The 23,177-nt window shown below is 67.2% G+C and carries 20 protein-coding genes; 13 read left to right on the top strand and 7 right to left on the bottom strand.

Annotation, left to right across the window (positions count from 1 at the left end):
• The first annotated feature begins 81 nt into the window (after positions 1–81).
• From K3A84_RS05530 to K3A84_RS05500, 7 genes are read left to right on the top strand one after another with little or no spacing between them, the layout of a single operon-like run.
• Positions 82–1,884, top strand: coding sequence for a class I adenylate-forming enzyme family protein (locus K3A84_RS05530; protein ID WP_225008333.1), 1,803 nt, complete (start codon positions 82–84; stop codon positions 1,882–1,884).
• Complete coding sequence (locus tag K3A84_RS05525) at positions 1,881–2,951, top strand: phosphotransferase (RefSeq protein ID WP_225008332.1); 1,071 nt, start codon at positions 1,881–1,883, stop codon at positions 2,949–2,951. The genes K3A84_RS05530 and K3A84_RS05525 overlap by 4 nt, the downstream gene beginning before the upstream one ends.
• Positions 2,952–3,003: 52 nt before the next feature.
• A complete protein-coding gene (locus K3A84_RS05520; protein ID WP_225008331.1) occupies positions 3,004–3,813 on the top strand; it encodes an enoyl-CoA hydratase/isomerase family protein in 810 nt (269 codons plus the stop codon).
• Between the two features lie 4 nt (positions 3,814–3,817).
• Positions 3,818–4,867, top strand: coding sequence for a phosphotransferase family protein (locus K3A84_RS05515; RefSeq protein ID WP_225008330.1), 1,050 nt, complete (start codon positions 3,818–3,820; stop codon positions 4,865–4,867).
• Positions 4,864–5,796, top strand: coding sequence for an alpha/beta fold hydrolase (locus K3A84_RS05510; protein ID WP_225008329.1), 933 nt, complete (start codon positions 4,864–4,866; stop codon positions 5,794–5,796). Before K3A84_RS05515 ends, K3A84_RS05510 begins: the two co-directional genes overlap by 4 nt.
• Positions 5,793–6,866, top strand: a complete 1,074-nt coding sequence (locus K3A84_RS20505; protein ID WP_225008328.1) for a DUF2889 domain-containing protein — start codon at positions 5,793–5,795, stop codon at positions 6,864–6,866. Before K3A84_RS05510 ends, K3A84_RS20505 begins: the two co-directional genes overlap by 4 nt.
• Positions 6,863–7,615, top strand: a complete 753-nt coding sequence (locus K3A84_RS05500) for an NUDIX hydrolase (RefSeq protein WP_225008327.1) — start codon at positions 6,863–6,865, stop codon at positions 7,613–7,615. Before K3A84_RS20505 ends, K3A84_RS05500 begins: the two co-directional genes overlap by 4 nt.
• On the opposite strand, the gene K3A84_RS05495 is transcribed toward K3A84_RS05500, so the two are convergent.
• The 3 genes from K3A84_RS05495 to mutM all read right to left on the bottom strand — a co-directional run bounded on the left by K3A84_RS05495 (position 7,590) and on the right by mutM (position 13,295).
• Positions 7,590–8,708, bottom strand: coding sequence for an NAD-dependent epimerase/dehydratase family protein (locus K3A84_RS05495; protein WP_225008326.1), 1,119 nt, complete (start codon positions 8,706–8,708; stop codon positions 7,590–7,592). The genes K3A84_RS05500 and K3A84_RS05495 overlap by 26 nt on opposite strands.
• A gap of 91 nt (positions 8,709–8,799) precedes the next feature.
• Positions 8,800–12,390 carry a calcium-binding protein gene (locus K3A84_RS05490; RefSeq protein ID WP_225008325.1) on the bottom strand — a complete coding sequence of 1,197 codons (3,591 nt, stop codon included), beginning with the start codon at positions 12,388–12,390 and terminating at the stop codon, positions 8,800–8,802.
• 92 nt (positions 12,391–12,482) lie between these two features.
• Positions 12,483–13,295: a bifunctional DNA-formamidopyrimidine glycosylase/DNA-(apurinic or apyrimidinic site) lyase gene (gene mutM / locus K3A84_RS05485; protein ID WP_225008324.1), complete on the bottom strand. Its 813-nt coding sequence runs from the start codon at positions 13,293–13,295 to the stop codon at positions 12,483–12,485.
• A 60-nt stretch (positions 13,296–13,355) separates the two neighbouring features.
• Between mutM and K3A84_RS05480 the strand changes: the two genes are divergently transcribed.
• The 4 genes from K3A84_RS05480 to K3A84_RS05465 are packed head-to-tail and all read left to right on the top strand — an operon-like array spanning position 13,356 to position 17,877.
• On the top strand, positions 13,356–14,093 hold the full coding sequence (locus K3A84_RS05480; protein WP_225008323.1) for a class I SAM-dependent methyltransferase: 738 nt from the start codon (positions 13,356–13,358) through the stop codon (positions 14,091–14,093).
• Between the two features lie 13 nt (positions 14,094–14,106).
• Positions 14,107–15,666 carry a 2-polyprenylphenol 6-hydroxylase gene (gene ubiB / locus K3A84_RS05475; RefSeq protein WP_225008322.1) on the top strand — a complete coding sequence of 520 codons (1,560 nt, stop codon included), beginning with the start codon at positions 14,107–14,109 and terminating at the stop codon, positions 15,664–15,666.
• Position 15,667: 1 nt separating this feature from the next.
• Positions 15,668–16,786 carry an acyltransferase family protein gene (locus tag K3A84_RS05470; RefSeq protein ID WP_225008321.1) on the top strand — a complete coding sequence of 373 codons (1,119 nt, stop codon included), beginning with the start codon at positions 15,668–15,670 and terminating at the stop codon, positions 16,784–16,786.
• Between the two features lie 2 nt (positions 16,787–16,788).
• Positions 16,789–17,877 (top strand): acyltransferase family protein, encoded by a 1,089-nt coding sequence (locus tag K3A84_RS05465; protein WP_225008320.1) that lies wholly within the window; start codon positions 16,789–16,791, stop codon positions 17,875–17,877.
• Positions 17,878–17,887: 10 nt separating this feature from the next.
• Here K3A84_RS05465 and K3A84_RS05460 read toward each other — a convergent pair whose 3' ends face one another.
• Complete coding sequence (locus tag K3A84_RS05460; RefSeq protein ID WP_225008319.1) at positions 17,888–18,286, bottom strand: hypothetical protein; 399 nt, start codon at positions 18,284–18,286, stop codon at positions 17,888–17,890.
• 96 nt (positions 18,287–18,382) lie between these two features.
• On the opposite strand from K3A84_RS05460, the gene coaBC reads away from it, so the two are divergent.
• Both coaBC and dut read left to right on the top strand, forming a co-directional pair.
• Positions 18,383–19,588: a bifunctional phosphopantothenoylcysteine decarboxylase/phosphopantothenate--cysteine ligase CoaBC gene (gene coaBC, locus K3A84_RS05455; RefSeq protein WP_225008318.1), complete on the top strand. Its 1,206-nt coding sequence runs from the start codon at positions 18,383–18,385 to the stop codon at positions 19,586–19,588.
• Positions 19,572–20,042: a dUTP diphosphatase gene (gene dut, locus K3A84_RS05450; protein WP_225008317.1), complete on the top strand. Its 471-nt coding sequence runs from the start codon at positions 19,572–19,574 to the stop codon at positions 20,040–20,042. The genes coaBC and dut overlap by 17 nt, the downstream gene beginning before the upstream one ends.
• A 4-nt stretch (positions 20,043–20,046) precedes the next feature.
• On the opposite strand, the gene purT is transcribed toward dut, so the two are convergent.
• The 3 genes from purT to trpS form a co-directional block, all read right to left on the bottom strand.
• On the bottom strand, positions 20,047–21,219 hold the full coding sequence (gene purT / locus K3A84_RS05445) for a formate-dependent phosphoribosylglycinamide formyltransferase (protein ID WP_225008316.1): 1,173 nt from the start codon (positions 21,217–21,219) through the stop codon (positions 20,047–20,049).
• 109 nt (positions 21,220–21,328) lie between these two features.
• On the bottom strand, positions 21,329–21,997 hold the full coding sequence (locus K3A84_RS05440) for a DUF4136 domain-containing protein (RefSeq protein ID WP_225008315.1): 669 nt from the start codon (positions 21,995–21,997) through the stop codon (positions 21,329–21,331).
• 162 nt (positions 21,998–22,159) lie between these two features.
• Positions 22,160–23,176, bottom strand: coding sequence for a tryptophan--tRNA ligase (gene trpS / locus K3A84_RS05435; protein WP_225008314.1), 1,017 nt, complete (start codon positions 23,174–23,176; stop codon positions 22,160–22,162).
• Position 23,177 lies beyond the last annotated feature (1 nt).

The following is a 23,177-nucleotide window of genomic DNA, read 5'->3' as shown; positions in this document are numbered from 1 at the left end:
CTAATGGCACTCCGCTGAGAGATCGCGAACGACCTTGCGGCCCAAGCCAGCCGCGACGGCGTTCCGGGAGAGAGAACGATCATGAACGCCCCTGCAAGCCAAGGCCAGAGCGCTCCGAAAGTCCAGCCCGGCCAGATTCCGCCCGGCTGGCCCGTCGTCAGCCTTGCCGAAACCTACGCACAAGCCTGCGCGCCCGGCGCGCCGTTCGAGATGCGCGAAACCGAGATTCGCGGACGCACCTATCGCACGTACGTCAATGCCATGGGCACCTTGCGCGAGATATTCGAGATCGGGCGCGGCTGGGGCGACCGGGAGTTTCTGGTCTTCGAAGACGAACGGCTGACCTATGATCAGGCGTTCCGCGCGGCGGGCGCGCTGGGGCGCGTATTGTCCGAACGCTATGGCGTGCGCAAGGGCGACCGGCTGGTGATCGCGATGCGCAACCTGCCCGAATGGATCATAGCGTTCTGGGCGGGCGCTTCGATCGGCGCGGTGCTGACCCCGCTCAACGCCTGGGGCACGGGCGAGGAACTGGCCTATGGCATCGAAAATTCGGGCGCGAGGGTAGCCATTGTCGATGGCGAACGGCTCGACCGGCTGGCACCGTGCCTTGCAGGGCTGGACCTTGCCGGGCTGATCGTGACGCGGGGCGAGGCGGCGCATGGTGCGGTTTCGTGGGAAAGCCTGATCGGCAAGCCTGCCGACTATGGCGCGCTGCCCGACGATCCGATGCCGGACCCGGAATGCGATACCGACGATCTGGCGACGATCCTCTACACCAGCGGCACCACCGGGCGGCCCAAGGGCGCGATGGGATCGCATCGCAACATCATGACCAACATGGTCAGCCTTGGCTTCAACGGTGCGCGCGCGGCGATCCGCCGGGGCGAAGGGTTGCCGCCCCCGCCCGATCCGGATGCGCCGCCGCCCCCGCAGAAAACCATCCTCGTACCCGTGCCGATGTTCCATGTGACCGGCACCAATTCGATGATGGTGCCCGCCATCGTCGGCGGCGCAAAGATCGTGCTGATGTACAAGTGGAACCCCGAACGCTTCCTAGAGCTGATCGAGCGCGAGAAGGTCAATTCGACCACGGGCGTTCCGGCGATGGTGTGGCAGGTGCTGGAATCGCCCGATTTCGGCAAGCGTGACCTGTCGAGCCTCGAAGCCTATTCCTATGGCGGCGCGGCCATCGCGCCCGAACTGGCGATCCGGTTCAGCCAGGTGTTCCCGTGGTTCCCCATCGGGCAGGGCTATGGCGCGACCGAGACGTCTTCGGTTTCGGCCACGCACAGCGCCGAGGATTACCTGACGCACCCCGACAGCGTGGGCGTGGCCGTGCCCTGCGTCGACCTGAAGGTGGTCGACGATGCGGGCAAAGACCTCCCGCAAGGCAGCGTGGGCGAACTGTGCATCCGCGGGCCGAACGTGGTGGCGGGATATTGGAACAACCCCGAAGGCACGGCCGCAGCGTTCACCGACGGCTGGTATCACACGGGCGACGTGTGCCGGATCGATGAAGAAGGTTTCGTCTATCTGCTAGACCGCAAGAAGGACATGCTGATCCGGGGCGGCGAGAACATCTACTGCGTCGAAGTGGAGAGCGTGCTCGTGTCGCACCCGGCGGTGATCGACGCGGCCGTGGTGGGCCTGCCCGACCGCGTGCTGGGCGAGGAAGTGGGCGCACTGGTGCAGTTGAAGCCGGGCGCGAGCGTGAGCGAGGCCGAGTTGAAGGCCTATGTCGCGCGGCATTTGGCGCCCTTCAAGGTGCCGGTGGCCATCGATGTCAGGACGGAAGAATTCCCGCGCAACGCCAGCGGCAAGACGCTGAAGCCGGTGCTGCGGGAAGAGATGATAGCCCTTATGGAAGGAAAGAGAGCATGAGCGCCAGCACCGCGGCGGTGAAGGAAGAAGGGGTCGGCCAGCGCATCGGCGCGGTGACCGACAAGCACCGCTTCAACGAGGCCGCGCTCGACCGGTGGATGGCCGCCAATGTCGAAGGCTATGCCGGCGATCTGGAAGTGCGCCAGTTTGCTGGCGGGGCCTCGAACCCCACGTTCCTGCTGATTTCCGGCGGCAAGCGTTATGTGCTGCGCAAAAAGCCGCCCGGCCAGCTGCTGCAAAGCGCGCACCAGGTCGACCGCGAATACAAGGTGATGAAAGCGCTGAACGCGACCGACGTGCCAGTGCCGGTGATGCGCGGGCTGTGCACCGACCCGGAGGTGATCGGCACGACGTTCTACGTGATGGACTTCCTCGAAGGGCGCATCTTCCGCGATGCGACGCTGCCGGGGATGGAGCCTGCGGAACGCGCGGCGATCTATGACGACCTCAACGCGACGCTGGCCAAGCTGCACAAGGTCGACTGGCAGAGCGTGGGCCTTGGCGACTATGGCAAGCCCGGCAACTACTTCGAGCGTCAGATCGCGCGCTGGACGCGCCAGTACCGCGATTGCCCGCTGCCGCCGGTGCCGGCGATGGAACAGCTGATCGAGGAACTGCCTGCGCGGATTCCCGCCGATCAGTCGGTCGCCATCGCGCATGGCGACTATCGCCTTGAAAACGTGATGTTCCATCCGACCGAACCGCGCCTGATCGCGGTGCTCGACTGGGAGCTTTCGACCATCGGGCATCCGCTGGCCGACCTCGGCTATTCGGGGTTCCTGTGGCATTCGCATGGGGCAGGCTGGGGGTCGCTCGACGGCGTGGACTTTGCCATCAGCGGCATCCCGACCGAGCAGCAGTGGGTCGATGCCTATTGCCAGCGGACCGGGCGCGAGAGCCTCGACGACTGGAACTTCCTGCTGGCGTTCTCCGTGTTTCGTTTGGCCTCGATCAGCCACGGCGTCTACGCCCGCGCGCTGGCGGGGCAGACGCCGACTGCGCAAGTGGGCGAGAACGGCTGCCCGTACCTTGCCGAGCAGGCGCTGGCGCTGCTGCACCGGGGGTGATGGAATTGCGGTGACCCGTGGAAAGCGGGCACCGGACAAGGAGAGGATGCCGATGAGCGAGGAAAACCCCGCCGACGACGTGATCTATGCCGTGGCGAACCACGTCGCCACGATCACGCTCAACCGCCCGCACCGGCGCAATGCGCTGAACTGGAACGCCTATGCGCAGCTGGAAGCGGCGTTGAAGGCCGCCTCTGCCGACGATGACGTGCGCTGCGTGATCGTGACGGGGGCGGACCCGGCGTTCTGTTCTGGCGACGACGTGGGCGAGATCATGGCGGGGCCGAAGTCGTTCGCGGCGACACGCTCTGCGCTGACAATCGTGAAGCATTCGCCGACGCCCGCCGCGATGGCCGCGCTCGAATGCGAAAAGCCGATGATCGCGGCCGTGAACGGCGCGGCGATCGGCTGGGGCATGGAACTGGCGATCTATGCCGACATCCGCATCGCTTCGGAAAAGGCGAAGTTTTCCGAGATGTTCATCAAGCGCGGCCTGGTGCCCGACGTGGGCGGGTTCTACCGCCTGCCCGCGATTGTCGGCCCGGCCAAGGCGGCCGAACTGATGTTCACGGGCGATGTGATCGACGCGGCCGAGGCCTTGCGCATCGGGCTGGTGAGCGACGTTGTGCCGCATGACGAGTTGATGGTGCGGGCGCAGGCGCTGGCGGGGCGCATTGCCGCGAACCCACCGCTAGCGCTGCGCTTCATCAAGGAGGGGCTCTCGAAGTTCTCCTATGGCAACCCGCGCGAGATCGGGGCCTGGGCGATCGAGGCGATCCGCCGGTTGATGGAGACCGAGGACCACAAGGAAGGCGTCGCCAGCTTCATCGAAAAGCGCGAGCCGGTGTTCAAGGGAAAGTGACAGAATGAGCGACGTGGCTGGCGGCGATGACCGGCACAAGTTCGACGAGGCGGCGCTGTCGCGCTGGATGGAAAGCAACGTCGAAGGGTTCGCAGGGCCTCTTGCTGTCGAGAAGTTCGCGGGCGGGCAGTCGAACCCCACGTTCCGCCTTTCGACGCCGACCCGCAGCTATGTCCTGCGGCGCAAGCCTGCCGGGCTGGTCCATGCCTCTGCCCATGCGGTGGATCGCGAATTTCGCGTGATGCAGGCGCTGGGGCGGCAGGATTTCCCTGTGCCGCGCGTGCTGGGGCTGTGCACCGACGACAGCGTGATCGGCTCGATGTTCTACGTCATGGACATGGTGCCGGGCCGGGTGTTCTGGGACCCGCTTCTGCCCGAGCTTTCACCCGCCGAACGCGCGGCGGCCTATGATTCGATGAACGCGACGATCGCACGGATGCACGCGCTGGATGCCGGTGCGATCGGGCTGGGCGACTATGGTCGGCCCGGCAACTACGTCGAGCGACAGGTGGCGCGCTTTTCGCGGCAGTATCGCGAGGATGAACTCGCCGGACGCAATGCCGACATGGACCGGCTGATCGAATGGCTGCCCGCCAACATGCCCAAAGACTGCGAGAGCCGTCGGCTGGTGCATGGCGACTACAAGATGGACAACGTGATGTTTGCGGCAGACGCGCCACGGATCAGCGCGGTGCTCGACTGGGAACTGTCGACGCTGGGCGATCCGCTGGCGGACTTTGCCTACAACGTGATGGTCTGGCGCACGCCGGCAGAGGCGGGGAACAGCCTCGCCACCGCGCGGCCCGAGGGCGTGCCGAGCGAGGAGGACTACGTCGCCGCCTATTGCGCGCGCACCGGGCGGGACGGGATTCCCGACCTTTCGTTCTATATCGCTTTCAACATGTTCCGGCTGGCGGCGATCCTGCACGGGATCATCGGGCGCACGCTGCGCGGCACGGCCTCGAACGCCAGGTCACACGAAGTGGCCCGGCGCTTTGCCCCGCTGGCGGCGGCGGCATGGCAGCAGGCCCAGCGGGCGGAGCGCGAACGTTGAGCGACAGGAAACCCAAGACTTTCGCCATCCGTCCCGGCGGCATGGGCTTTGACGATGCGCCCGCCGACGTGCCACCGCAGCGTTCGTGGCTGGAGGAGGCATGGGCCGCCCCGGTGGAAGACCGCGCGGTCGAGGTGGAAGGCGCTTGCGTTCGCTATCGCGGCTGGGGGCTGGACGACGCGACCAAGCCCGGCCTGATCTTTGTCCACGGCTTCATCGCGCATGCGCGCTGGTGGGACCATATCGCACCGTGGTTCGCCGACCGCTATCGCGTCGCTGCGATCAACCTGTCGGGCATGGGCGACAGCGACCGGCGTACAACCTACAGCCGCAAGCAGTACGCGCGCGAAGTGCTGGCGGTGGCACAGGACGCGGGACTGGAACCGCTGACCATCGTGGCGCACAGCTTCGGCGCGATCACCGGGCTCTATGCCGCCTACCTCGCGCCCGAACGGATCGAGCGCGCGGTGGTGATCGACGCGCATCCGTTCCGCGAAGGCGCGAGCAAGCTGGGTGATGCACCGGTCGAGAAGTTCTATCCCAGCCGCGAGGAAGCGCTGGCGCGCTATCGCCTCAGCCCGCCGGGAGCCTGGCCCGACAAAGACGTGCTGGGTTATGTTGCGCAGCATTCCTTGCAGCAGAGCGACAAGGGCTGGGGGTGGAAGTTCGATCCCAACACGTTCGCGGCCAGCGACCGTGAGGAAATGACGGCGGCGTTGCGCGGTCTGGCCGTGCCAGTGGACTACATTCACGCCGCTCGTTCGGACTTCGCCGGAATGGACGCCGTGCAGGCCTTCGTCGATGCCATGCCGACCTGCGGCGCGCCCGTTTCGCTGCCGTTCTGCCACCACCACGCGATGATCGAGCAGCCGGTGGCGCTGGTCGCCGCACTCAACGGCCTGTTCGCGCACCCGAGGCGCCGCGCGTGAGCTACGAGGCGGAACCGGGCACGCGCGGGCTTGACCTTGCCGGAGATCCCCTGCCGGTCTGGCCCGCCGCGCCTTCGCAGCCGATCGGCCTGTCGCCGCTGCGCCGCCACGGATCGGTACGGCGGACGATGACGCTGGAGGCCACATGGCCGCAAGGGTTGCGTGGGCCGACATCGATCGCGGGGCGCTGCCGCGATGCGTGGACCGGGGATCCGGCCCTGCCGCCGCAGGTGCTGGCAGAGGACGTGCTGGACGCACAGGCCCACGGGCGGACCATTGCGGCACTGACCGCACACCCGGAACGCCCGGCGCTCTCAAGCCTCGAAGGCGCCAAGCCCGGTGGCAAGTTCCGTGCGCTGCTGAACGAGGCTCTCCCCGATGAGCGCGAGGGCGGCACGCCACTCTACCTGATGCTCGACGATCTGGCGGGGGCGACGCTGGTGTCGCGCTGGGCGTGGAGCCGCTGGTTTCCGAACTGGTCCACCGCCCCGACCGCCGAAGGACGGCAGGCCCACGCCGCCGCGATGCTGGGCGTGTGCACGGGCCTGCGCCCGGGATCGAGCGGGATCATCGACCAGGCAGCAGAAGTGCTGGGGCAGAACAGCACCGACGTGGGACCGCTGCGCCACCCCGACGATCCCGAGGGCTGGCACCCCTTCACCGACCTGACCGGCGAAGTGCAGTTCCGCCGCGCGCGCCGGATCGACGCCTGGCGCGAAGGCGATGTCATCCACGTCGAGACGCACTTCCAGGACAGCGGCAATACCCGCGAGGGCGGCCAACGCCGTGCGCTGCACGAATACCTGCTGACCGCGCGGGCCGACGCCGCGAGCGGCCTTGTCACCCATATCGAAGGCCGCGCGGGCACGCTGCCCTATCCCGAATGCCCAGGTGCGCTGGCCAACCTGCGCTTCCTGATCGGCACCCCGCTGACCGCCCTGCGCAGCACGGTGCTGCAGATGCTGCGCCGCACCAACGGCTGCACTCACCTGAACGACGTGGTTCGCTCGCTGGCCGAAGTGCCTGCCATGCTCGCCCGCGCCGCCCCCAAGGAGAAACGCCCGTCATGACCACCGCGCCCACCACACCGCGTCCCGCTGCCACCGTGCTGCTGCTGCGCGACGAACCGTTCGAGGTTCTGATGGTCCGCCGCCACGCCGCCGCTACGTTCGCCTCGGCGCTGGTGTTTCCCGGTGGGGTGGTGGACGCGGAAGATTCGCACGAGGACTGGCTGCCGCACCTGCGCGGGCACGAGAACCTGCCCGAGCACGAGCGCGCCCACCGCATCGCCGCCGCACGCGAAACGTGGGAGGAAGCCGCGATACTGCTCGTCACCGGCGGCAACGGCGAATGCCCGCTGCCGCCCGACCGCCCCCACGGCAGTCTGTTCCGCGAGGTCGTGGCGGCGAGCGGCGGCCATCTCGACTTGGGCGCGATCGCACCGTTCGGCCACTGGATCACCCCCATCGATGCGCCCAAGCGGTTCGACACGCGCTTCTACCTTGCGCACGTGGGCCGGGAACGCGAAGCGCGCTGCGACGGATCGGAAACGGTCGAACTGGAGTGGATCGCCCCTGCCGAGGCGCTCGACCGCGCGCGCCGCGGCGATGCCGGGATCATGTTCCCGACCAAGCTCAGCCTGCTGCGCCTGACCGAAACGCCCTGCCCGCGCACCGCCTTCGAAGCCGCGTGGACGCGCGAGATCGTGCCGCTGACCCCGGTGGTCAGCGCACGCGAGGGCGGCACCGTCGTCGCGATCCCGCGCGATGCCGGCTATGCCGAGTGGGAAGAGTTCAGCCCGCGCCCGCCACTGCGCTGAACGCGGGGGTGATCCGCCGCTCGCCCATGCGGGCGAGCAGGCGGGCGAACATCGCCTCGGTATCCTCGCAATCGGCAAAGCCTGCCTGGCGCAGCTTGATCGTCGAGACCAGCACCGGAGCGCGATCGGCATCGGCGGGGGCGTGAACGCCGAACAGCAGGTCGGCATAATGGTGGCTTTCGCCCACCAGCCTTGCAAGGTCCGCTTCGCGCAAGCCTTCGCGCGCGGCGATGCGCGCCCAGGTGTCGCGATGCGCCATCAGGAAATCGACGAGGCTGAACGGCGGGCCGAAGGCGGGCTCCAGCCCCACAGCGCGGGCGATGGCGGGCCAGACATTGGCGAAGGTAAAGACATCGCCGTTGGTCAGGTTGAAGGTCTCGTCGCGGGCCGTCGGGGCCATCGCCGCCCAGCCGAGCGCCCGGGCTACAAGATCGGCGCTCACCGCCTCGGACACGCCGCCGGGCCTGCCCGGATAAGCCAGCGGCATGCCCAGTTCGCGGCAGATCGCGGCATAGGCGCCCAGCACCGGGATCATGTTCATGGCAACGCCGATCGCCTCGCCGAACACAACCTGCGGGCGCCAGATGGTCAGGGCCCAGCCCGCGCCCACGCGCTTTTCACGCAGGTAGTCTTCCTGCAGCCAGTAGAAGTTGGCGTGGGGATCGCGCGGGGCGCTCTCGCGCGCCGGGACCGCGATCTGGTGGACGTGCGCGCCATAGGCCTTGGTCCCCTGCAAGGCGCTGACATGGGTAAGCCCCGGCGCATGGGCCAGCAGTGGCTCCATCAGGTTGCCCAGCATCAGCAGGTTGCGCTCCATCTGGTCGCGCTCCAGCCAGCCGGCATAGAGCCCCGGCTTTTCGTAGAGCGCGGCATAGACGAGGTGGGTGACGCCCGCGAGCCTGGGCCCCAGCGCGGCGCACGCGGTGGGGTCGGTCAGATCGACGCCGATGTGTTCGTGGCGGACGGCAACGTCGGGCACGCGGCGCGACAGTGCGAGCACGTCCCATGCGCCGCTGCTGCCGAAATGCTCGACCGCGGCCTGTCCGATCACGCCGCTGGCGCCGGCGATCAACACCGTGGGGCGCTGCTGCATCCTGTTCTCTCCACCTTAGCCGGATCGTGCGTCCGGTCGGGGGAGAGGTTAGGGGCGGGTTGGCCGATCGGTCAATCGCGCAGGCGCATGCTCAGATCAGGAACGGCAGATCGAGCGCATTGACCTGCGCGGTCCACTGGAAGCGCAGCACCAGCTCGAAATCGGAAGCCGCCAGCGCGGTGCCGGGCGTGAAGCTGGCCAGCAGCACCTTGGCTTCGGGACCGTTGCCGTCGGCATCCACATAGAGCTTGCCGTTGGCCTTGTCGTAGATGGCGATGTCGTCGGCGTCCCGGGCGCTCGTCCCCACCACGAAGCCGCCTGCCAGCAGGGTTCCGGCAACGACATCGTTGATGACGACGATCTTGTCCGTGCCCGAGACGAAATCCGCAATCGTATCGGTGGGATCGTCGGTGGAGATCACGAAGCGATCCGCGCCTGCGCCGCCGGTCAGGCTGTCCGCGCCGCCGACGCCCCACAGGAGATCGGCCCCGCCGCCGCCATGGATCGCGTTGCCGCCCGAATTGCCGAAGATGATGTTGTCGCTCTCGTTGCCCGACAGCGCGATCGCTCCGACACCGTTGCCGACGAGGTTTTCGAAGTTGGCCGCCAGCGTCACGCTGGCCGCGGCCAGCACCGTATCGCGCCCAGCGCCCGCGTCTTCGACCAAGGTCATGCCGGCATTGGCGGCGATGTAGATGTCATCGCCCTGCCCGCCCTTGAGCGTGTCCGCCCCGCCGCCGCCATCGAGCATGTCGTTGCCGCCGAGGCCGGTGAGGACATTGGCCGCGCCGTTGCCGATCAGGCGGTTTTCCTGCTCGCTGCCGGTGCCGTCAATTGCATCGCTGCCGGTCAGCACGAGGTCGAGCTGCCCGGACACGGCGAAGCTGACCGAGGCGCGCACGGTGCCGGTGCCCGACACGGTGTCGCCCGCGTTGTCGACGATGAAAATGTCGTGGCCGCCGCCGCCCGCCATGCGGTCCGCCCCGCCCTTGCCATCGAGCACGTTGTCGCCACTGTTGCCGGTGATGACATTCGCCCCTGCGTTGCCGGTCCCGCTGATCGAGAATACGCCCGAGAGCGTCAGGTTCTCGAGGTCCGCCGCCAGCGTGGCGTCGTAGGCCGCGACGAGCGTGTCGGTGCCGCCGTCCGCCTTTTCGACCACCTCGTCATAGGGGTTGTCGACGATGTAGGTATCATCGCCCGCACCGCCGACCAGCCGGTCGTTGCCCAGGCCCCCGTCGAGCACGTTGGCGGCGGCATTGCCGATGATCACGTTGTCGAGATCGTTGCCGGTGCCGCGCCGCACGGTACCGAGCAGTTCGAGCCGTTCGACGCCATTTGCGTTCGCCAGCGAATAGCTGGCAGTGGCCAGGACCACGTCGCGTCCTCCGGCCTCCGAGATCGAATCGGCGGCATTGTCGACATGGTAGGTGTCATCGCCAAGGCCGCCTTCCATCCGGTCCGCCCCGCCGCGCCCGTCGAGCACGTCGTCGCCATTGGTGCCAGCCAGCGTGTTGGCCAGCTTGTTGCCCGTGGCGTGGCGGGCGCTGCCTTGCAGGAACAGTTCCTCGACATTGGCGGCCAGCGACAGGTCGACCGAGGAATAGACGCGGTCGCGACCTGCATCGGTGCCTTCCACGATCCTGTCGCCCGCGTTGTCGACGTAATAGGTATCGTCGCCAAGGCCGCCCGTCATGCGATCCGCGCCGCCCTTGCCGTCGAGCGTGTCGGCGCCCTTGCTGCCGGTGATGCGGTTGTCGAGCGCATTGCCCGTCAGCGTCGCCCCGGTGGTCGAAGGCAAAAGTTCGAGGTTCTCGAAATTGTCGCCGAGCGCGAAGGAGCGACCGGCGATGACCGTGTCGATCCCTTCGCCCGCCGCCTCGATAAGCCGGGCATGATCGCGCACGATGTAGGTATCATTGCCCTTGCCGCCTTCGAGGATATCGTCGCCATTGCCGCCGCCATCGTCGATGCGGTTGTCGCCATCGTTGCCCCACACGCGCTGGAACGTGCGCGTGCCCGTGAAGGTCAGATCTTCGCTGCCGGTCAGGTGGTATTCGGTCCCACCATAGAACGCGTGCAACGAGATCGACGTGTAAGTGATGGCGAATCCGGAGCGGATGACCACCTTGTCGCCCACGTTGTCGATGTAGAACGTGTCGATCCCGCCCGCCCCGCCGATCATCAGGTCGGCTCCCTTGCCACCATCGATCACGTTGTTGCCGCGCGTGCCGGTGATGGTGTTGTCGAGATCATTGCCGGTGCCATCGAGGACCACGAAGGGGTTGCTCGTCTCCAGCAGCACGAGGTTTTCGACGTTGTCGGCAAGAGTCGCGGATTCGGCGGAGCGCACCGTGTCGATCCCGCCATCGGCCTGTTCGATCACGGTGTCGAAGGCGTTCTGGATGACATAGGTGTCATCCCCGCGCCCGCCGGCAAGGCGATTGAAGCCGTCGTTGCCGGTCAGCACGTTGGCGGCATCGTTGCCGGTTCCGTCGATGTCATCGAATCCCATGAGCACGAGGTTTTCGACATTGGCGGGCAAGGCATAAGTGATCGAGGACTCGACCGTGTCGCGACCGCCGCCGACAGCCTCGACCACCACGTCGCCGAGGTTGTCGACCACATAGACATCACCGCCTCCCCGCCCGACCATGCGATCCGCGCCGATGCCGCCGTCCAGCCGGTCGCCCCGGCCAGAGCCGTAGAGCCGGTCGTCGAAGGCCGAGCCGAGCACGGCCTCGATTCCCGTCAGCGTGTCCTGCCCATCGGCCCCGCTCGACGTGCCAGCGCCAAGGTCGACCACGATCCGGCCCGCGGCATGGGCATAGCTGGCGGTATCGATCCCCCCGCCACCGATCAGCGTATCGTTCCCCAGCCCGCCTTCGAGAAGGTCGTTGCCCGCCGCGCCCGGCTGCTGGGTGAGGAAAGCGCCCGGGACATAGCTTTCCGAAACGACGATGCCGCCGTCGCCTGCCAGAAGGTCGTCGCCTGCGCCGCCGATCAGCGTGTCGTGGCCCTTGTTCCCGCCCAGCTTGTTCGCGCCGCCGTCGCCGATCAGCGTGTCGTCGAGCGCCGAGCCGGTGAGGTTCTCGATCGAGCGCAAGACATGGTATTCGCCAAAGACAAATTCCTGCGTCTCGCCCGCCTTTGCCAGCGACACGGTGTAGCCTGCGCCGACCCCGGTATTTACAGTGCTGAAATCGACCAGCACGGTGTCTTCACCCGCGCCGCCATCGGCCTCGCCATTGCTTCCGAGGAAGCCGATCACGTCGTCGCCGCCACCTGCGGTGACCAGCGAATTTCTGCGTGCGTAGATCGCGTTGGCGCCATCGGTGCCATTGATCACGGCACCGCCGCCGGTGTAGTAGACGTTCTCGACCGAAACGAGCGTGGCCAAGCGAACACCCGCAGCATCGCGGACCGTGCCCAGCGTCAGATCGATCGAGGGACGAGCGCCGACCGGGTTATCCCCGCCACTTGGGTTAAAATCGCCCCAGAAGAACGTGTCGCGCCCTTCGCCGCCGTCGAAGATGTCCTTGGTCAGATTACCCGTGGCGAAGACATCGTCACCCGCGCCCGCATAGACCTTGTCGGTGCCGTAGCCGTCGTAGATGATATCGTCGCCATCGGTGCCGTTGATGGTTTCCGACTTGTCCGTGCCACGGATGATATTGATCACGATTGCCCCCGATTCACCGATACTTGGTGCAAGGACTATCGGTAGCACAGGTCGCTACCAACCAGTTTTTATGGCCGCCGGATCGGCGAAGACTATTTCTGGCACTTCGCGCAGAAGAACGTCGAGCGTCCGCCCTGCGCCACGCGTTCCACGGTGCCGCCGCAGGGGCAGGCCTCGCCCTCGCGGCCATAAACGCGCCAGTCCTTGGCGAAATAGCCGAGTTCGCCGTCGGGCCGCGCATAGTCGCGCAAGGTGGAGCCGCCTGCCGCGATCGATTCCTCGAGCACGTCGCGGATCAGCGGCACCAGCCGTTTGAGCGCAGCCTGCGACACTTTGCCGCCTTCACGCTCCGGGTGAATGCCGGCGCGGTTGAGCGCCTCGCACACGTAGATGTTGCCAAGGCCCGCCACGATCCGCTGGTCGAGCAGCAGCAGCTTGACCGCCGCGATCCGGTTTTCGAAGGCGCGCGCCAGATGGGCGGGGGTGAGCCCCGGGCCCAGCGGTTCCGGCCCCAGCGCGGCGAAAGGCGCGAACGCATCGAGCTTGTCGGTATCGACCAGGTCCACCGAACCGAACCGGCGCGCATCGTTGAGCGCGAGGAGATGGCCATTGCCGGTTTCGAGCACGAGATGATCGTGCTTGCCCATGGCCTCGGGATCGATTCGCCAGCGCCCCGACATGCCGAGATGGAACACCATGGTTGCATTGCGGTCGGTATGGATCAGCCCGTACTTAGCGCGGCGCGAAAGCCCGGTCACCTTCGCCCCGGTCAGCACCTGCACCAGGTCGGCGGGAAACGGGCGCCGCAGATCGGCGCGGTTCACCGCGACGCGGGCGATGGTCTGCCCATCAAGGACGGTGGCAAGGCCCCGCACGGTGGTTTCTACTTCGGGAAGTTCGGGCATCGTGACGCAACCCGTAACAGTCTTTGCCGTTCGGGCAATTCCCCACTAAAGGCGCTTGCCATGACCACCACCGATACCGTGTCGTTCGGCTACGAAGAAATCCCCAGCGAGGAGAAGCAGGCGCGCGTGGGCGCGGTCTTTTCCAGCGTGGCCAAGAAATACGACGTGATGAACGACGCCATGTCGGGCGGGATGCACCGGCTGTGGAAGGATCGCTTCGTCCGCCGCGTGAAGCCGCGCGCGCACGAATCGATCCTCGACATGGCGGGCGGCACAGGCGACATCGCGTTCCGCATGGCCCCGTCGGGCGCAGCAATCACCGTGTCGGACATTAACCAGGACATGCTCGATGTCGGCATGGAACGCGCGGAAAAGCGCGGCATTCATGGCCTCGAATGGTCGTGCCAGAACGCCGAGACGCTAAGCTTCGACGACAAGGCCTTCGATGCCTACACCATCGCGTTCGGCATCCGCAACGTGACCCACATCGACAAGGCGCTGGCCGAGGCTTTCCGCGTGTTGAAGCGTGGCGGACGCTTCTATTGCCTCGAATTCTCGACCACCGAATGGCCGGGATTCGCGCAGGCCTACGACCTCTATTCGCACAAGCTGGTGCCGCAGATCGGCAAGGCCATCGCGGGCGATGCCGATTCCTATCGCTACCTGATCGAATCGATCCGCCGCTTCCCCAAGATGCGCGACTTCGAAGCGATGATCCGGACGGCAGGCTTCCGCCACACCAAGGTCGAGCCGATCATGGGCGGGCTGGTGGCGATCCATTCGGGCTGGAAGGTTTGATCGGCCAGCGCGCATGACCCGTCCTTCCACGCACATCCGCCGCCTGCTCGGCTGGGGCCGCACCGTTGCGCGGCATGGCGCACTGCGCCTGCTGGAGGAGAACCCCAACACCCCCGCGCAAGTACGCCGCCTGTGCCGCATCGCGCGTTTCGGCGCACGCCAGCCGGTGGTGCCCGATTACGCCGGTGCCTTTCGCGCGATCGGCCCCGCCGCGATCAAGCTGGGCCAGACGCTGGCGACGCGGCCCGATCTTGTCGGCGAGGAAGCGGCGCGCAACCTGCTGGCGCTTCAGGACAGCCTGCCGGCGGTCGATTTCGCGCTGATCCGGCGCGAGATCGAGACCACGTTCGAGCGCCCGCTCGAAGCGCTCTATGCCGAATTCGACCCCGTACCGGTGGGCGCGGCTTCGGTCGCGCAGGTGCACCGGGCGACCACCACCGACGGCCGCAAGGTTGCGGTCAAGGTGCTGCGCCCCGGCGTGCGCGAGAAGTTCGCGCGCGACATCGAAACCTACGAATGGGCCGCCGCGCATCTGGAAGCGCTGGGAGGCGAGGCCAGCCGGCTGCGACCGCGTCTGGTCATCGCCAACTTCAAGCGCTGGACGGTGCGCGAGTTGGACTTGCGGCGCGAGGCAGCCTCGGCTTCGGAACTGTCCGAACTGATGCATGCCTTCCACGGCTATCGCGTGCCCGGTATCGACTGGGAGCGCACCAATGGCCGGGTGATGACGCTCGACTGGATCGACGGCGTCAAGATTTCGGACAACGACGCGCTCGATGCCGCCGGGCACGATCGCAAGGAACTGGCGCAGCGGCTGGTGCTGGCGTTCCTCAGCCAGGCGATCAGCGGCGGCTTCTTCCATGCTGACATGCACCAGGGCAACCTGTTCGTCGAAGCCGACGGCACCATCGTGGCGATCGATTTCGGCATCATGGGCCGCATCGACCGGCGCGCCCGGCAATGGCTGGCCGAGATCCTCTATGGCCTGACCACGGGCAACTACCGCCGCGTGGCAGAGATCCATTTCGAGGCGCAATACGTGCCGAGCTATCATTCGGTCGACGAATTCGCCACGGCGCTGCGCGCAGTGGGCGAGCCGATGCGCGGGCGTCCGGTGAGCGAACTTTCGGTCGGCCAGATGCTCGACGGGCTGTTCGCGATCACCCGCGATTTCGACATGCAGACCCAGCCGCACCTGCTGCTGCTGCAGAAGACCATGGTCATGGTCGAAGGCATCGCCACCCAGCTCGACCCCACGATCAACCTGTGGGACACCGCTGCGCCCTTCGTGCGCGAATGGATCCGCGACGAACTGGGGCCGGAAGCCGCGATCGCCGAACGCCTGCGCACCGATGCGCAGACGCTGCTGCGCCTGCCCGACCTGATCCGCCGCATCGAGGACCGCTTTCCGCCCAAGGGCGGCGCGCCCGAGGCGCCACCGCTGCCCGAAGTGCCGCTGATGTGGGATCGCAAGGACCGATCGGCTGGCGCGCCCATGCTGGGCTATCTTGCTGCCGCCCTCGCCGGTGCTGCTGCAGTCGCGGCGGGGTCCGCGTTCGGCTGGATCGGCTGACGTGGCGCGTGTGGCCCCCCTGCCCGGTTTGCGGCTGGATAAGCGCCACTTCAACGCGCTCGACCTGTCGCGCCTGGTCGCGGCCTGCGCGGTGCTGTTCTGGCACTACCAGCACTTCTTCGTGCCACCGGTCGATTACGACTTCCAGGTCGATCGCGTGCGGCTGACGCCGCTGTACCATCCGTTGCGCTGGCTGTTCGATTATGGCCACGTCGCGGTGCAGTACTTCTGGGCGGTGTCGGGCTTCGTGTTCGCGCACGTCTATCTGGCGGACCGGCAGGCGATCGGCCGCTTCTGGCCAGCGCGCATCGCCCGGCTCTGGCCGCTGCACCTGCTGACGCTGATGCTGGTGGCCGTGTTGCAGGCGGCCTACACCGGCATCAACGGCACCGCGTTCATCTATCACCAGCAGGACGTGAAGCATTTCCTGCTGAGCCTGGGCCTTGCGCACTACTGGGGCTGGCAGACGAACCAGTCTTTCAACGGGCCTTCGTGGTCGCTTTCAACCGAGATCCTCGCCTATCTCGCGTTCTGGCTGCTGCTGCCCGCCTTGCGCCGACTGCCGGTGCTGCTGGCGCTGCCGGTGGCGGCGCTCACGCTCGGCGCCTTCTTCATGGGCGCGCCGAACGAGCCGGTGTTCACCTGCATAGGCTTCTTCTTCGGCGGCGTGGCAACGTATGGCGTCGTGCTCAAGGCAAGGCTGGGGCCGGGCGCGCTGCTGGCGATGGCCGCGCTGACCGTGGTGCTGGCGTGGTATGCACAGACCGCGTTCCATTCGCTCGATGCGACGACGCTGGCGGGCACCTTCGCCGCGCTGTTCGCGATGCTCGCGGTCGATCTTGCCGACCGACGCGACGTGCTGAAGATCGGTCGACAGTTGGGCGATGCCTCCTATGGCATCTACTTGTGGCATTTCCCCTTGCAGCTCATGCTGGTGCTGGCGATCGACGCCACGCTGAAAAGCCGCGCCATCGCCAGCCAGCCCGCGTTCCTCGTCTTCTTCGTGGGCCTTGCGATCCTGACCGGCTTTGCCTCGCATCGCTGGTTCGAACGACCGGCGCAGCGCGGCGTGCAGCGACTGGCAGAGCGCCTGCGGCCGACCAAGCCGGCCACGGCCTGAGCGTGGCGGAGCAGGCGGCCCGCCACATCGAGCGTCCGCACTTCGTCCTGCTCGACCTTGCGCGGTTCCTTGCCGCAGCCTGCGTCGTGCTGTTCCACTACGAGCACTTCTTCTGGCAGTCGCCGGACCCGAACCGGCTGCCCGATCCCGCCGTGCTGCCGTTTGCCGCGGTGCTGACCCCGATCTATCTGCATGGTGGGCTGGCCGTGCAAGGGTTCTGGGCGCTGTCGGGCTTCGTGCTCGCCCACGCCTATCTGGCCGATCCGAAAGCGCGCGCGCGGTTCTGGCCCGCGCGCATCGCCAGGCTCTGGCCGCTGCACCTGATCACGATGGTCGCGGCGGGCGCGTTGCAGGCAGCCTATGCCGCGCGCCAGGGCCACGACTTCGTCGATCCGCAATTTGGCTGGATATCGCTGCCGCGCCAGATCCTGCTGATGCAGATCTGGTGGCAGCCGGAATACTACGATTACAACACGCCGACATGGTCGCTGTCGGTCGAAGTGGCGTGCTATCTGGCGTTCTGGCTGGCGCTGCCGGCGCTGCGCAAGGCTCCACTGCTCGCCCCCGCCCTGCTGGCAGGCGGCATGTTCCTGTTCGTGCGGGCCGACGTGGTCGTCTCGCTGCTGCCGATCGGTGGGATGGTGTTCTTCGCTGGCGTGGCGCTCTACGGCGCAGCCTTGCGGGCGCAGGCCCGGCCCCGCGCCATGCTCGCGGTCTTGCTGGCAGGCACCGCGCTTGCCGTTCTGGCGATCCGGCTTGGTCTGGTCCGCACGGTGGGCAGCAACGGCGGCGTGGCGCTCGCCTTTGCATGGCTCGTCGCCGCCGAACTGGCGCTGGTGACCCCGCCGCCATGGCTGCGGCGCTGGTTCCGGACCCTGGGCGATGCGACCTATGGCATCTACCTCTGGCATATCCCGATCCAGCTCGTGCTGGTTCTGGCGCTGGGGGACAGCGCCGCAGCGCATGTCCTGTATCGCCAGCCCGCGTTCTTCGCCGGCTACCTCGTTCTGGTGCTGGGCGCGGGCCTGGCATCGCACCGCTGGATCGAGCGGCCCGCGCAACGCGCGGTGCTGCGCGCGTTTGCCCGCTGACCGAACCTGCTCAGGCCGCGATTTCCGCGATGCGGTGGTGCGGCAGATTGCGCCAGCCGAACAACAGCAGCACGACGTGGAACGCCTCGACGCCGACGGGCACGACCCAGCCATCGTACGGACCGACCAGCGCCAGGTTGACGATGCGCCCGGCCAGCGCCGTGCCGAACAGCAGCGTCGGCACCAGCAGCAGGTCCGCATTGCGACGCCATGCGCCCCACATCATGCAGAACGCGCCCACGCCGAAAAAGGCGGTGAAATCGGCGCGCAGCGTGGAAAGGCCCGCCGCGCCCAGCGGCGCAAGGCCGAAGCCTGCGGCGGTTTGCTGCGGGCTGGTCAGGAACGACACAGCCATGAACAGGTCGAACATCCCCGCCAGGAAAATCAGCGCGGTCAGGACAAGACGCATCGGCTACCCCCTCTTGATAGGGACGCATCCTGCGCCGCGCCGCGCGGATACGCAAAGGGATTGCGCGTATCGGCCACGCATTGCACAAGCCGGGCCATGAAAGCGAACCCGCGCATCCTGCTGATCATCGGTGGCGGCATCGCCGCCTACAAGTCCTGCGAGCTCGTCCGGCTGATCCGCAAGAATGGCGGGCACGTGACTTGCGTGCTGACCGAGGGCGGCAGCCACTTCGTCACCGCGATGACGCTGGCGGCGCTGAGCGAGAACCCGGTGCACACCACGCTGTGGGATCTGAAGAACGAAGTCGAGATGGGGCATATCCAGCTGTCGCGGCAGGCCGATCTGGTCGTCGTTTGCCCGGCGACGGCCGACCTGATGGCGAAGATGGCGGCGGGGATCGCCGACAGCCTCGCCACCACGCTGCTGCTCGCCACCGACAAGCCTGTGCTGGCCGCGCCCGCGATGAACGTGCGGATGTGGCAACACGCCGCCACGCAGCGCAACGTCGCGACCCTGCGCGCGAGCGGCGTGACCGTGCTCGATCCCGATGAAGGCGCGATGGCCTGCGGCGAGTTCGGCCCTGGTCGCCTGCCCGAACCCGAAGCGATCTGGAGCGCGATCAAGGCCGCGCTGGGCGATGCGCGGCCCGCGCCCGGTCCGCTGACAGGGCGCCACGCACTCGTCACCGCCGGCCCGACACACGAACCGATCGACCCGGTGCGCTACATCGCCAACCGTTCGAGCGGAAAGCAGGGCTTTGCCATCGCCGGCGCGCTGGCGGCACTGGGCGCGCGGGTGACGCTGGTCGCGGGGCCGGTCAACCTGCCGACGCCTGCGGCCGTGACGCGCATCGACGTGGAGACCGCGCGCGAAATGGCCGCTGCGGTCGAGGCCGCACTCCCTGCCGACGTGGCGGTGATGGTCGCCGCCGTGGCCGACTGGCGCGTGGCCGACGCCGCCGGGCAGAAGCTCAAGAAGGACGGCTCGGGCCAGGTGCCGCCGCTGCTGCTCACCGAGAACCCCGATATCCTCGCCACGCTGTGCCGCGTCGCCAATCGCCCGCCGCTGGTGGTCGGCTTTGCCGCCGAGACCGAGAAGGTGATCGAACACGCGCAGGCCAAGCTGGCGCGCAAGGGGGCAGACTGGATCGTCGCCAACGACGTGTCGGGCGACGTGATGGGCGGCGCGCTGAACGCTGTGCATATCGTCACTGCCGCCGGGGTGGACAGCCTGCCTGAAATGCCCAAGGACGCGGTCGCCACCGCGCTTGCCCAGAGGATTGCCGATGCACTCGCCCGATAACGTCCCTGTCCGCATCAAACGCCTGCCGGGCAACGACGACCTGCCGCTGCCAGGCTATGCCACCGAGGGTGCGGCGGGCATGGACGTCGTCGCCGCCGAAGAGGTGGACCTGTCCCCAGGAGCGCGCCATGCCGTGGCCACCGGCCTTGCCATGGCGATCCCGCACGGTTTCGAAGTGCAGGTCCGCCCGCGCTCGGGCCTCGCGCTCAAGCACGGTGTCACCGTCGCCAACGCACCCGGCACGATCGACAGCGACTATCGCGGCGAGTTGAAGGTGATCCTCGTCAACCTGGGCACCGCCAGCTTCGCGATCCGCCGTGGCGACCGCGTGGCGCAACTGGTGCTGGCGCCGGTGACGCGCGCTTCATGGCTTGAGGCGGACGAACTGGACGCGACCGTGCGTGGCGAAGGTGGGTTCGGATCGACCGGAGGCCTTTCGTCGCTGCCGGGATGAGGCTTCAGTCCTCGTAGACCAGCCGCACCTTGCCTGCCGCTTGCGCCGCCAGCTCGCGCGCTTCGTCGCTGGTGGCGGCGCGTGCCAGCGCTACGGCCATGCGGCGGTAGGGGCGCGTTACCGGCTTGGCGAAGACGCGCACGTCCATGACTTCGGCGGGGACGGCCATGGCGTCCGCCAGCCCCTCGACGCGGAAAGTCTCAGCATGGCGGTCAGCCAGCACCACGGCAGAGGCACTCGGACCGCGCAAGCCAATCTGCGCGGGGATCGGCAGGCCGAGGATGGCGCGGGCGTGGAGGTCGAACTCGGTCAGGTCCTGCGAGACCAGCGTGACCATGCCGGTATCGTGGGGGCGCGGCGAGAGTTCGGAGAAGATCACTTCTTCGCCGCGCACGAAAAATTCCACGCCGAACAGGCCATAGCCGCCAAGGTTGTCGACCACCTTGGTTGCCATGGCCTGTGCGTCGGCAATGGCCTGATCGCTCATCGGCGTGGGCTGCCATGATTCCCGGTAGTCGCCACGCTCCTGCCGGTGGCCGATCGCCGGGCAGAACGACACGCCGCCGCGATGGCGTATGGTCAGCAGGGTGATCTCGTAGTCGAAGGCGATGAATTCTTCGACGATCACGCGGCGGCGGTCGCCGCGCATGTTGGCAACGGCATAGTCCCATGCGGCTTCAAGACCCGCTTCGTCCTTGACGGTGCTCTGTCCCTTGCCGCTCGAAGACATGACCGGCTTGATAACGCAAGGGACTCCGGTATGCGCGACGCCTTCGCGCACTTCATCCAGGCTTTCGGCATAGCGGTAGCGCGAGGTGCGAAGACCCAGTTCGACGGCGGCGACCTCGCGGATGCGATCGCGGTTCATGGTCATGATCGTGGCGCGCGAGGAGGGCACCACGTTGAAGCCCTGCGCTTCGAAATCGGCGAGCACTTCGGTGCGGATCGCCTCGATCTCGGGCACGATGTAGTCGGGCTTCACCTCGGCGATGGTGGCGGCCAGCGCTTGCGCGTCGAGCATCGAGAACACGCGCCGCTCGTCGGCCAGTTGCATGGCGGGGGCATCGTCATACGAATCGCACGCGGTGACGTGGCAGCCAAGCCGCTTGGCCGAGATCACGAATTCGCGACCGAGTTCGCCCGAGCCGAGGAGGAGGATTCGTGCGGTGTAACCCATTCTGCGCTGCCCTTGCCGGTGTGTGGAGCGGCGATGCCTTGGCAGCAGCGCGCGGTCAATGGCCGGGTGCGACCGGCCCGCCGACGAACGGCGGACCGGGCGATTGCGCTTACTTCTTCTTTTCGGGCGCCACGCTGATGCGCACCGTCTCGCCGTTGTGGCCAGGGAAGTCGGTGAACATCGCCTCGACCAGATTGGGCACGAGGTAGGGCAGGCGGTTGGAGGTCGAGGCCGCTTCGGCCTTGCCTTCGAACAGGCGCTTGCCATCGGCGCGGCGGTCGATCTTCATGTCGATACCGCTGGTGTAGACGGTCACCACGTCCACCTCCTGATGGCCGGGGCCACCGAAGAACGGATCGTACCAGCCGTAGCCCCAAGGGCGCCGTCCATAGAAGCCCGGACGGCCCCAGCCGCCCCAGCCCGGCCCGTACCAGCCACCCCAGTAGGGATCGGAGAAGCCCGTGGTGCGCAGCTTGTCGCGCCCCTTGTCGACGCCATAGTCGAAGCGGACGATCAGGTCGGCGGTCTGCGCGTTGCCGGGGACGTAGCCCACCTTCTGCAACTGCGCGGCGACCAGCGCGGCATAGTTGGCGAATTCGAGGCCGCCATCGTCGCGCGGGTCCTCGGCCACGACCGCAAAGGTCTGGCCGGCGGGCGCGGGCAGTTCGCGCTGGTAACGCGAAACGTTGGCGTTGAACGGCGTGGCGCAGGCCGAGAGCGCCAGCAGCAGCGGGGCCGCGACGAGCGTGAAGCGGTTAAGGCCGGAAGACATTTTCATGCAATGCGACTCCATCAGGTGCAGCCCGGGTCCCCCGGCTGACGGCGGGCGCGGCTCATTCCTAGCATGGAGTGTCCCTAGACGGGAGGTGCTGAATGCGCGTTGAATGGCCCCTGCAACAATTGTTGCAGGGGTGCAGCATTCATCGACGATTCAAGCCCCTTAGCGAACCAGCCCAAGCGCGGCGTAGGCAGCGTTGAGCGTCGGTACCGCCAGTGCGCGCGCCTTTTCCGCGCCCTTGGCGAGGATCGCGTCGAGCACGGCGCTATCCTCGCGAAGCTCGCGATAGCGCGCGGCCATGGGGCTGAGCTTTTCCACCAGCAGTTCGCCAAGCGCGGGCTTGAACGCGCCGAAGCCCTGCCCGCCGAATTCGCCGAGCACGGCATCAGGCGTGGTGCCCGCCATCACGGCATAGATCCCGACGAGGTTGGCCGCTTCAGCCCGGCCTTCCAGCCCCGCCTTTTCCGACGGCAGCGGTTCAGGATCGGTCTTGGCCTTGCGCACCTTGGCCATGATCGCGTCGGCATCATCGGTCAGGTTTATGCGGCTCATGTCCGACGGATCGGACTTGCTCATCTTGGCGGTGCCATCGCGCAAGCTCATGATGCGCGCGGCTTCGGGCGGGATGATCGGATCGGGCTGCGTGAACAGCGGCGCGTCTTCGGAGCAGAAGTCGTTGTTGAACTTCTGCGCGATATCGCGCGCCAGTTCGAGGTGCTGCTTCTGGTCCTCGCCCACGGGGACGTGGGTGGCGTTGTAGAGCAGGACGTCGGCGGCCTGCAGCACGGGATAGGTGAACAGCGCGACGGAAGCGCCTTCGCGGTTCTTGCCCGCCTTGTCCTTCCACTGCGTCATGCGGTTGAGCCAGCCCATCCGCGCCGTACCGTTGAGCAGCCACTGCAGTTCAGCATGCTGCGGCACCTGCGCCTGGTTGAACAGGATCGAGCGGTCAGGGTCGATCCCGCAGGAGACCAGCGCCGCCACCATCTCGCGCGTGTTGGCCGCGAGTTCGGCAGGCTTGTGCGGCATCGAGATCGCGTGGAGATCGGCGAGAAAATAGAGGCAGGTCGCTCCTCGCGCCGTCCATTCGTCCTGCATCGCCACCCAGTTGCGGATCGCCCCCAAGTAGTTGCCGAGGTGGAGATTGCCGGTGGGCTGGATGCCGGAAACGATACGCATT

The sequence above is a fragment of the Novosphingobium percolationis genome (assembly GCF_020179425.1).
In the GTDB taxonomy this organism is placed as follows: domain Bacteria; phylum Pseudomonadota; class Alphaproteobacteria; order Sphingomonadales; family Sphingomonadaceae; genus Novosphingobium; species Novosphingobium percolationis.
The sequence above is the reverse complement of the archived record's forward strand: the minus strand, read 5'-3'. Positions and strand labels throughout refer to the sequence as shown.